Annotated in this window: 11 protein-coding genes; 9 read left to right on the plus strand and 2 right to left on the minus strand. The window is 68.3% G+C overall.

What is annotated here, in order from left to right:
• Window positions 1–167 precede the first annotated feature (167 nt).
• Window positions 168–368: a hypothetical protein gene (locus OG453_RS37920; protein ID WP_266873070.1), complete on the plus strand. Its 201-nt coding sequence runs from the start codon at window positions 168–170 to the stop codon at window positions 366–368.
• Window positions 369–424: 56 nt separating this feature from the next.
• Here OG453_RS37920 and OG453_RS37925 read toward each other — a convergent pair whose 3' ends face one another.
• A complete protein-coding gene (locus OG453_RS37925; RefSeq protein WP_266873071.1) occupies window positions 425–1,135 on the minus strand; it encodes a hypothetical protein in 711 nt (236 codons plus the stop codon).
• A 301-nt stretch (window positions 1,136–1,436) separates the two neighbouring features.
• Between OG453_RS37925 and OG453_RS37930 the strand changes: the two genes are divergently transcribed.
• The 5 genes from OG453_RS37930 to OG453_RS37945 all read left to right on the plus strand — a co-directional run bounded on the left by OG453_RS37930 (window position 1,437) and on the right by OG453_RS37945 (window position 4,238).
• Window positions 1,437–1,700 carry a universal stress protein gene (locus OG453_RS37930; RefSeq protein WP_266873072.1) on the plus strand — a complete coding sequence of 88 codons (264 nt, stop codon included), beginning with the start codon at window positions 1,437–1,439 and terminating at the stop codon, window positions 1,698–1,700.
• A gap of 242 nt (window positions 1,701–1,942) precedes the next feature.
• On the plus strand, window positions 1,943–2,257 hold the full coding sequence (locus tag OG453_RS45425; RefSeq protein WP_353962307.1) for a universal stress protein: 315 nt from the start codon (window positions 1,943–1,945) through the stop codon (window positions 2,255–2,257).
• Window positions 2,257–2,766 carry a flavodoxin domain-containing protein gene (locus OG453_RS37935; RefSeq protein ID WP_266873279.1) on the plus strand — a complete coding sequence of 170 codons (510 nt, stop codon included), beginning with the start codon at window positions 2,257–2,259 and terminating at the stop codon, window positions 2,764–2,766. The genes OG453_RS45425 and OG453_RS37935 overlap by 1 nt, the downstream gene beginning before the upstream one ends.
• A 136-nt stretch (window positions 2,767–2,902) precedes the next feature.
• Window positions 2,903–3,355, plus strand: coding sequence for a hypothetical protein (locus OG453_RS37940; protein ID WP_266873073.1), 453 nt, complete (start codon window positions 2,903–2,905; stop codon window positions 3,353–3,355).
• 4 nt (window positions 3,356–3,359) lie between these two features.
• On the plus strand, window positions 3,360–4,238 hold the full coding sequence (locus tag OG453_RS37945; protein ID WP_266873074.1) for a universal stress protein: 879 nt from the start codon (window positions 3,360–3,362) through the stop codon (window positions 4,236–4,238).
• An 81-nt stretch (window positions 4,239–4,319) separates the two neighbouring features.
• Here OG453_RS37945 and ppk2 read toward each other — a convergent pair whose 3' ends face one another.
• Window positions 4,320–5,108, minus strand: a complete 789-nt coding sequence (gene ppk2 / locus OG453_RS37950; protein ID WP_266873280.1) for a polyphosphate kinase 2 — start codon at window positions 5,106–5,108, stop codon at window positions 4,320–4,322.
• Between the two features lie 293 nt (window positions 5,109–5,401).
• Here ppk2 and gap point away from each other — a divergent pair, with 293 nt between their 5' ends.
• From gap to OG453_RS37965, 3 genes are all read left to right on the plus strand, one after another.
• Entirely contained in the window at window positions 5,402–6,403 is a 1,002-nt protein-coding gene (gene gap / locus OG453_RS37955) for a type I glyceraldehyde-3-phosphate dehydrogenase (RefSeq protein WP_266873075.1), read from the plus strand.
• Entirely contained in the window at window positions 6,400–7,137 is a 738-nt protein-coding gene (locus OG453_RS37960) for an HAD family phosphatase (protein WP_266873076.1), read from the plus strand. The genes gap and OG453_RS37960 overlap by 4 nt, the downstream gene beginning before the upstream one ends.
• Window positions 7,134–9,478: glycoside hydrolase family 65 protein (locus OG453_RS37965; RefSeq protein WP_266873077.1), on the plus strand; the 2,345-nt coding region annotated here is incomplete at its 3' end. The genes OG453_RS37960 and OG453_RS37965, both read left to right, overlap by 4 nt.

The following is a 9,478-nucleotide window of genomic DNA, read 5'->3' on the forward strand; positions in this document are numbered from 1 at the left end:
CCTGTCACGTTCAGCATGTGCCGGTGCTGTGGGCACAGGCCATGGGCCACCCGGCCGTTCGGCCGGGTCCATCTGGCCCCGCATGAGAGTCCTTCGGCAGCCTGTGGCGCCGCCCGATACGAGATTCGATAAGAACGAAGGCAACTTGGTGGAAGGAAGTGGGAACCGTGGGTACGACACTTACCCCGGACTTCTGGCGGCTGTTCGCCGTTCTCCTCGTCAGCGCGATGGCAGTGACCTTCGTGGTCAGCGCCGCGCTCGACGCTCTGGTGTTGCGCCTGCAGCGTCGCCGCACCCGCCACCTGACGCCGATCACGCACGAGGCAGGCGCCTCTGACCGGCCTCACCGGGCCCTGGTACACCACTGAGCCGACGAGGGGGCGCGACGTGATGGCGGGAGAAATACCGGCTCCCGCTTTGCGGGCTAGCGATTGACGTGATTTTCCACGACGATGCCCAGTCGCTCCGCCCATCGGTACAGGTCGCCTGGGAAGAACGGTGTCCGCTGGTCTCTGACCAGGGCACCCTCGCGGGTGGTGTACACCGACTCGACCTGACCGAACCGGCGCCCCAGCCGGGTCAGCAGCAGGTCGACGGCTTGGAACAGCGGCGGGCCTGGCTGGATGAGGTCTTCCACAAATGCGCCGATCTCCGCCGAGGCTTGCTCGGCCGACCTGCTGCCGGACGTCAGCCGGACCGGCCCGAGCGCCCGGGATACGACACGCTCGAGACCTTGGGGTGATGGGCCGGCCAGGTTGACGCGGATCGCGCAGCCGCCGTAGGTGCCTGCGCGATCCGCCGCGTGTCGGCCAAGCAGGCCGAGCGCCGAGACGACCACCTCGGTCAGCTCTCCCGTACTGAGCACCAGCGGCCGCGGGCCACCCGCCCCTTCGTCATCATCGGCGTCGTACCAACCGCGTTCGGATCGGGGCGACAAGGAGTACTGCACACCGGCACTCCCATCGTCCCCGAAAACGGCAACCACCTCGCGGGTTGTATCTGGGGCGTGGCGCGCGACGAAGCCGCCTGCCGCAGGCTCCACCTCATCGAAAGCGGTGTGTTGCGCCTCCAGCAGGGCTGTTTCGCAATGGAGTTGACGTCGATACTCCTCGAACGCCCGCCGGTCCCAAGGCACTGCGCCAGGAGCATGCGGCACCATCGTGACCGTGAGAGCCGGTTGTGCAGTGAGGGCGCGGTGACGGCCGCGCGGACGAGGTAGTGCGCCGCGTGGTCGAGTTGGGCGTGACGCACGGGCATGGCATGCCCCCGAACCTTGACGGGTTTGGCTTATTGCTCAAGCGTCGTCGAGGGCCGAGGCATTGCGCAGGGGCCGGTTGGCCCCTGCTGTGGACTGTCCGGCCCGGGAAAGGGGCTCGCCGGACTCTGCACGTCGGACCGCCCACGCCTGACGCTGATGGTACAAGGAGGTGGGGACGATGCTCCGGTCGATCGTGGTGGGTCTGGACGGCTCCCCAGAGAGTATTTCTGCGGCGGACTGGGCGGCCAGGGAAGCTGTGCGCCGGGGGCTGCCGCTGCGGCTCGTCCACGCGTGGGAGGGAATGCCGAGCGATGACCAACCGGTGTCCCTGCCCGAACTGAAGGTCCCGCAGTACTGGGCGGGGAGGGTGCTGCGCACCGCGCAGCAGCAGCTTGCCGAGTGTTTCCCGCAGTTGACGATCAGTGCTGACCAGATCAAGTGACCTCCGGTCCCGGGCTTGGTGACCGAGGGCGAGACAGCCGAGCTGCTCGTTTTGGGAAGCCAGGGGTTCGGGCAACTCGGACGCCTCCTTGCGGGCTCGGTCGTGATGCTGTAGTGGCTCACGTGCGACGCCCGGTCGTTCTCGTACGCGCGGAATGGTGCGAAGCGGACGAACATCTACCGGATGCCGACGGGAGCCCGGCGACGAGTACGCCTTGCCGCGAATCGTTGCTCGGCATCGACGTGCGGAACGAGTCGGAGCCGCTGCTGGAGTTCGCCTTCGAGGAGGCTTGCCTCCGAGGTGCACCGTTGCGGGTCATTCACGCCTGGCAGATGCCCGGCACTCGCGATGACAAAGGCAGGGGGAGCGCCGCACGGATGGCCAGGAGCCGCGAGGCCGGATGGGCGCTCGACGCAGTGCTGGATCCATGGCGGGGAAAGTTCCCGAGCGTGGAGGTTCGAGCCCGGGTAGCGCACAGGCGGCCCGCCCCGGAATTGCTTCGGGCTGCAAGTGACTCCGGCTTGCTGGTTGTTGGTCGCCGGACACGAAGGTACTGATCGCATACGCCACAGTGCACGGCTCTACCCGGGAGATCGCCGAACGGCTGGGGGCGCGGCTGGACGAAGCCGGGCTGGATGCTGATGTGCGGCCCATGAAGGAAGTCCATGACGAGGACGCGTACGAAGCCTTCGTCCTCTGCAGCGCCGTCCACGGACAGGAATGGCTGCCTGAGGCACGGGAGTTCCTGCGTCGCAACAGTGAGCTGCTCCGTGTCCGGCCTGTGTGGATCTTCAGCGTGGGTATGCCCGACTCGCTGCGCGGGCCGTGGAAGCGTATGGCCCACAAGGAGGAGCCCGTCATCGCAGAGAGTTTGCCGGGCCACGTTCCCTACCGCCGCCACTGGTTGATGTCGGGAGTCATCAGGCCCGCGCATCTGCCGTTGGCAGGCAGGGTGTTGTTCCGGCTCATGGGCTGCCGGTACGGGGACTATCGCGACTGGACTGCCCTCAATGGTCGGGCGGAGGAGATCGCCCGTGGGCTGGTCGGCCCAGCCGAGCGCCACTGAAAACGAATAGGGACGAACAGCCCTGGCCAGGGGCCGCTTGGCCTCTGTGGAGAGTGCCCCGAAAGCGGTGCAATGGGGGTGCCGAGGGAGGGACATCATGACCGGAACCCCAAGGGTCCGACGCACGATATCGGCCATGGCTGCTCTGCTGCTCGCACTGACCGTGCCTGCGGTGGGCGCGAGTTCCGCGGGTGCGGACACGCCGTCCCGCGTGGCGGGGCCACCCGCCCGCAGCGGAAACCCCGCATCCACTGTCGATCACGTCGCGAACTTCTACGGCGCGTACATCGACGTCCTGCACGACACCGGGCGCGGCTCGCTGGCGAACGGCCTGCGTCACCACTACCTCACTTCCGGCCTGAGCAAGAGCCTGGCCCGGTGGGAGGCCGCGCACCACCGTGACGGTGTGCTGCGGGCCAAGGGTGTGCCGACCGCATGGAGGGTGACCTATCAGGACAGCGGTATGGGCCACTGCTGGACGCGCGTGAAACTGACGTGGCACGACGGCCAGCACCGGGCCCACCACAGCTACCTGATCGTTCAGTCGGACATCGCAACCATGGACATCTCCGGCATACAGACGGATTGAGGTGGTGGGGACAGTGGAGTTGCCCCTGATCGTGGGAGTGGACGGTTCGGAATCGAGCCTGCTGGCGGTCGACTGGGCCGTGGATGAGGCAGACCGGCTCGGACTCGCGGTACGGCTCGTACATGCGTCGCTCTGGCAGCAGTACGAGGGAAGCGCTTTCGCCTATGGTCTGAGGGCACCCTCCGAGAGCGCACAGCACATCATCGACCTCGCGGCCGAGCGGGCCGGGCGGCGCAACGCGGCCGTGAAGATCTCCACGGAGGTGCTGGCGGAGGACACCGAGATCGCCCTGCTGCGTGAAACGCGCAACGCAACAGCGCTGGTCACCGGTTCGCGCGGCAGGGGGCCGCTCGCCGGACTGCTGCTCGGTTCGGTGAGTCTGGCGATGGCCTCCCGGGCGCTCTGCCCCGTCATCGTGGTGCGGGGCAGAGCCGCGGGCCGAAATGGCGAGCATGGCCGCATCGTCCTCGGGGTGGGCGACACGACCACCAGCGTCGCGGCGGTCCGATTCGCCTTCCGGGAAGCCGAGGCGCGGCACTGCACACTCCATGCCGTACGCGCCTGGCGCTGCCCCGCCCACGAGACGACGGACCATCCGCTCATCGCGGAAGAACCCGCCCGGTACCACCGGGACCACGCATGGAGCATGCTCGAGGACACACTGCGTGTTCCGGCGAGTGACCACCCCTCTGTGTATGTGCGCCATTCCGTCGTGGAGGGCCCCGCACACAAGGTCCTGGCCGATCTCACCGCTGCGGCGGATCTGCTTGTACTGGGAGCGCGGCGGCGTCATGACCACGCTGGTCTCCAACTCGGCCGGGTGGCACATGCGTTGCTCCACCACGCCGACTGCCCAGTCGCTGTCGTGCCGCAGCGGGGGTGACGGGGAGGGTCAAGGAGGCAGAAGCAGGCCTGCCGACCTCGTATCCGATAACGATGCCGACGGCACCGTTGTCCCGCATTCCTAGTCGCCGGTCAGCCCTGCGGCGTGATCGGGGACGTAGGACTGGAGGTCCCGTGGCGGCCGTTGGTACCCCGAGTTCGGGGGCCGGGGCGGAAGCGTGAGTTCCGGTGGTGGCACATCGTGGTACGGGACGGTCGACAGCAGGTGGGCGATCATGTTCAGCCGTGCGCTGCGTTTGTCGTCGCTCTCGACCACGTGCCAAGGGGCTTCGGAGATGTCCGTGTGCACGAACATCTCGTCCTTCGCCCGCGAGTACGCCTCCCAGCGCGTGATCGACTCCAGGTCCATGGCGGACAGTTTCCAGCGGCGAGTGGGGTCCTGAAGGCGGCGGCGGAAACGCTGTTCCTGTACCGCGTCGCTCACCGAGAACCAGTACTTGCGCAGCAGCAGGCCGTCCTCCACCAACAGACGCTCGTAGGTGGGGCACTGGTGGAGGAAGCGCTGGTGCTCGGCTTTGGTACAGAAGCCCATCACGTGCTCGACGCCCGCGCGGTTGTACCAGCTCCGGTCGAAGAGGACGATCTCTCCCGCGGCGGGGAGATGCTCGGTGTAGCGCTGGAAGTACCACTGGGTACGTTCGCGCTCGGTGGGTGCGGGCAGGGCGACGATGCGTGTGACGCGGGGATTGAGGTGCTCCGCCACGCGTTTGATGGTGCTGCCCTTGCCGGCCGCGTCGCGTCCTTCGAACACCACGACGAGCCGTGCCCCCTCGGCCCTCACCCACTCCTGCAGCCTCACCAGTTCGGTCTGCATGCGGTACAGCTCGCGCTCGTACAGCTCCTTCTTCATGGCCACGCACCCGCCTCTGGCTATCGAACGCTCGTGTCCTGCAACGACGTTACGGAGGATTCCAGCAGCGAGAGCCCGCTCGTACGTGCCGCGCCGATGCCGCGAGGCCGAACGCCCCCTTTTTTGGGTCCCGGTCGGCCCCTGCTCCGGGCGGCCCCGCGGTGGGAGGGTGACGAAAGGTGCACCGGGAGCCCTTACGCACAAGGCCCTGACCGGCCTGGCCGACACGGGGGTCGCGACATTCGGTGCATGGGCCGAAGGCAAGAAGCGCCTGCCACGAGAGGGAGCTGCTCATGACCATCCGCGTTGGGATCAACGGATTCGGCCGTATCGGCCGCAATTATCTGCGTGCAGCCCTGGAAAGGGACACGATCGAGGTCGTCGCCGTCAACGACGTCGCACCGACCGCGACACTGGCGCATCTGCTCGAATACGACTCGACGTACGGCAGGCTGCGCCGTGACGTCCGGCACGACGACACCTCGATCACCGTGGACGGGCACCGTATTGCCGTGTCCGCGGAACGTGACCCCTCCGCCCTCGATTGGAGCGGGCACCGCGTGGACGTCGTGATCGAGTCCACCGGTCGCTTCCGGGACCGGGACGCCGCCGCGCTGCACCTCAAGGCGGGCGCGAGCAAGGTGCTGCTCTCCGCGCCGGGCAAGAACGCCGACACGACCATCGTGATGGGCGTGAATCGCGACTCCTACGAGCCGGACCGGCATCATGTGATCTCCGCGGCCTCCTGCACCACCAACTGCGTCGTTCCGATGGTCAGTGTGCTGCACGAGCACTTCGGCATCACCAAGGGACTGATGACCACCATTCACGGCTACACCAACGACCAGGCACTCCTGGACGGGCCGCACAAGGACCTGCGCCGTGCCCGTTCGGCCGCGTTGAGCATCATTCCGACCAGTACAGGTGCCGCGCGCGCCGTCGGTCAGGTCGTGCCTGAACTCGACGGCGTGCTCGACGGCCTGGCGGTCCGCGTCCCGGTCGAGGACGGATCGCTCACCGATCTGACGGTGGTGCTGCGGCGTGAGGCCACCGCGGAGGAGGTCAACGCGGCGTTCGAGGAGGCGGCGAGCGGGCGACTGGAGGGCGTCCTGCGGGTGTCGCACGCCCCGATCGTCTCCCGTGACGTGATCGGCGACCCGGCCTCCTGCATCTTCGACCCGGCCCTCACCCAGGCCCACGGTGATCTGGTCAAGATCTTCGGCTGGTACGACAACGAATGGGCGTACTGCCAAAGGCTGTTGGACCTGACCACCTACGTCGGTGAGCGCCTGTGATCCCGCCCATCCTGCGGGGCGTACGGGCAGTTGTCCTCGACACCGACGGAGTGATCACCGATTCGGCGCGGGTACACGCCGAAGCATGGAAGCGAGCTTTTGACGCGTTCCTGGTGGAGCATCCGCCCGAACTCCCGGAGCAGCGAAGGGTGTTCGACGTACACGAGGACTATCTCCGGTATGTCGACGGCAAGTCGCGTCTCGACGGCGCCGAGTCCTTTCTGGCTTCGCGCGGGCTGCGACTGCCGGCCGAGGCAGTGGAGGCGGTGGCCGCGGACAAGGAGTGCCGCTATGTCGAGCGGTTGCGCAAGGGCCATATCGACGCCTACCCGGGCACCGTCCGCCTGCTGCACGAACTGCGCGGTGAAGGCATTCCGCTCGCGGCGGCCTCCGCTTCCCGCCATGCCCGTGAACTGCTCCTTCACGCAGGGGTGTTGTCGCTGTTCGATGCGCTCGTCGACGGCGCCGAGGCGGCCCGGCTCGGGCTGCCCGGGAAGCCGGATCCGGCGCTGTTCCTGGAGGCGGCTCGCCGCCTCGGTGTGCCGGCGGCGGATACCGCCGTCGTAGAGGACGCGTTGGCCGGTGTCGAGGCCGGGCGGCGTGGCGGGTTCCGTGTAGTGATCGGCGTGGACAGGAACGCGGCGGCCGGCACCAGGGCGGCTCTGCTGCGGCACGGTGCGGACATCGTTGTGGACGACCTCGGGGAACTTCTGGACGGAGGGGAAGGGCCATGACGGAGCCCATCGAGGACTGGGTCTGGGAGTACGAGGGGTACGACCCGGCACAGGAGCGGCTCAGGGAGTCGCTGTGCACGCTGGGCAACGGCTACTTCGCCACCCGGGGTGCCGCCCCCGAATGCCCGGCGGACGACACGCACTATCCGGGGACGTACGCGGCGGGCTGCTACAACCGGCTCACCTCGCACGTCGCGAACCGGCAGGTCGAGAACGAGGACATGGTCAACCTGCCCGACTGGCTGCCCTTGCGCTACCGGCTGAAGGACCGGGACGAGATGGGGGAGTGGCTCACCCCGGACTCGACCGCGCTGATCGCGCTGCAGCAGTCCCTCGATGTGCAGTCCGGTGTCCTGGAACGCAATCTGCGCTATGAGGACGGGCAGGGGCGGGCCCTGGCGGTGCGCCAGCTGCGCGTCGTTCACATGGCTGATCCGCATCTGGCCCTGCTGAGGACCGAGTTCAGCCTGGAGGGCGCGCCCAGTGACTTGGAGGTCGAGGCGGCGTTGGACGGGAGCGTCAGCAACGCGGGTGTGGCGCGCTACCGGCAGCTGAACTCCAAGCACCTGACGCACGTCCACACCGGAGACGGCGACGGTCGCGACATCGTGTGGCTCCGCTGCCGCACGACAACCTCCGACGTACGGGTGGGACTGGCCGCCCGCACGACGGCGGGCTCCGCCAGGGCCGCGACGCTGCATGAAGCGGGCCGAGCCGCTCAACGCTTCGATCTCGACCTGGAACCCGGGCGTACCGTCACCGTCGACAAGACCATCGCCCTGCACACCTCCCGTGACCCGGCGATCAGCGACCCCCTGCAGGCGGCCGTCGACCGGGTCGGCCGGGCGCCCGGCTTCGAGGAGCTGCTCGACTCGCACCTCACCGCATGGGACCAGCTGTGGCGCAGGGCCGAACTGGACGTGCCCGGCGAGGCGGGCCGTATCCTGCGCCTGCACCACTTCCACGTCCTGCAGACGCTCTCCCCGCACACCGCCGACCTCGACGTCGGAGTGCCGGCGCGCGGGCTGCACGGCGAGGCGTACCGCGGCCATGTCTTCTGGGACGAGCTGTTCGTCCTGCCTTACCTGAGCCTGCATTTCCCCGAGGTCTCCCGGGCTCTGCTGACCTACCGGCACCGACGCCTGGAGCAGGCGTGCACGGCGGCACGTGATGCCGGCCGCGCGGGGGCGATGTTCCCGTGGCAGAGCGGCAGCGACGGCCGTGAGGAGACCCAGGAGCTGCACCTCAACCCGCGCTCGGGGCGCTGGCTGCCGGACAATTCCCGGCTCCAGCATCATGTGGGTTCGGCGGTGGCGTACAACGTGTGGCGCTACTGCGAGGCGAGCGGCGACGTCGAGTTCCTGCACACCAAGGGCGCCGAGATGCTGCTGCAGATCGCCCGTTTCTGGGCGGACTCGGCGACGTACGACGAGAGCCTGGGCCGGCACCGTATCCGCGGGGTGGTAGGTCCCGACGAGTACCACGATGCCTACCCCGATGCGTCGGAGCCGGGGCTCGACGACAACGCGTACACGAATGTCACGGCGGCCTGGGTCCTCGCCAGGGCCCTGGACGTGCTGGGTGATCTGCCCGAGCCGCGAAGGCGGGAACTCGTGGAGAGGATCGGGCTCGACGGCGGGGAGATCGAACTGTGGGAGGACGTGTCGCGCACCCTGTATGTGCCGTTCCACGAGGGGGTGATCAGCCAGTTCGAGGGATACGGGGAGCTGGCGGAGCTGGACTGGGACGGCTACCGCGCCCGCTACGGCGACATCCGGCGCCTCGACCGGATCCTGGAGGCCGAGGGCGACACGGTCAACCGCTACCAGGCCTCCAAGCAGGCCGATGTGCTGATGCTCGGCTACCTCTTCTCCCCGGCCGAACTGCATTCCCTCTTCGGCCGGTTGGGATACTCGCTGGACGCGGACACCTGGCAGCGCACGGTCGACCACTATCTGCGGCGGACCAGCCACGGTTCCACCCTCAGCGGCCTCGTGCACGGCTGGGTCCTTGCCAGGGTGCGGCGCGCGGGAGCCTGGAAGTTCGTTCAGGAGGCGTTGGCGGGCGACATCGCCGACCTGCAGGGCGGCACCACCGGCGAGGGCATCCACCTCGGTGCCATGGCGGGCACGCTCGACCTCGTGCAACGGGGCCTCACCGGCCTGGAGGCGCGGGGAGGCGCCCTCTGGCTGGACCCGGTGCCGCTCCCGGAACTCTCCGAGTACGGCTTCGCACTGCGCTACCAGGGGCACTGGGGCATTCGGCTGCGCATGCGACCGGGCAGGCTGCACATCGCCGTGCCCGCCTCCGACCGCTCGCCCGTCGACATCGAACTGCCGGG

The sequence above is a fragment of the Streptomyces sp. NBC_01381 genome (assembly GCF_026340305.1).
In the GTDB taxonomy this organism is placed as follows: Bacteria; Actinomycetota; Actinomycetes; order Streptomycetales; family Streptomycetaceae; genus Streptomyces.

What these genes read in the sequence shown, in the direction of transcription:
- ppk2 (WP_266873280.1), bottom strand. Translation starts at nt 5,108, where the DNA reads ATGAAGAAGGAGCTGTACGAGCGCGAGCTGTACCGCATGCAGACCGAA.
- gap (WP_266873075.1), top strand. Translation starts at nt 5,402, where the DNA reads ATGACCATCCGCGTTGGGATCAACGGATTCGGCCGTATCGGCCGCAAT.
- OG453_RS37940 (WP_266873073.1), top strand. Translation starts at nt 2,903, where the DNA reads ATGGCTGCTCTGCTGCTCGCACTGACCGTGCCTGCGGTGGGCGCGAGT.
- OG453_RS37930 (WP_266873072.1), top strand. Translation starts at nt 1,437, where the DNA reads ATGCTCCGGTCGATCGTGGTGGGTCTGGACGGCTCCCCAGAGAGTATT.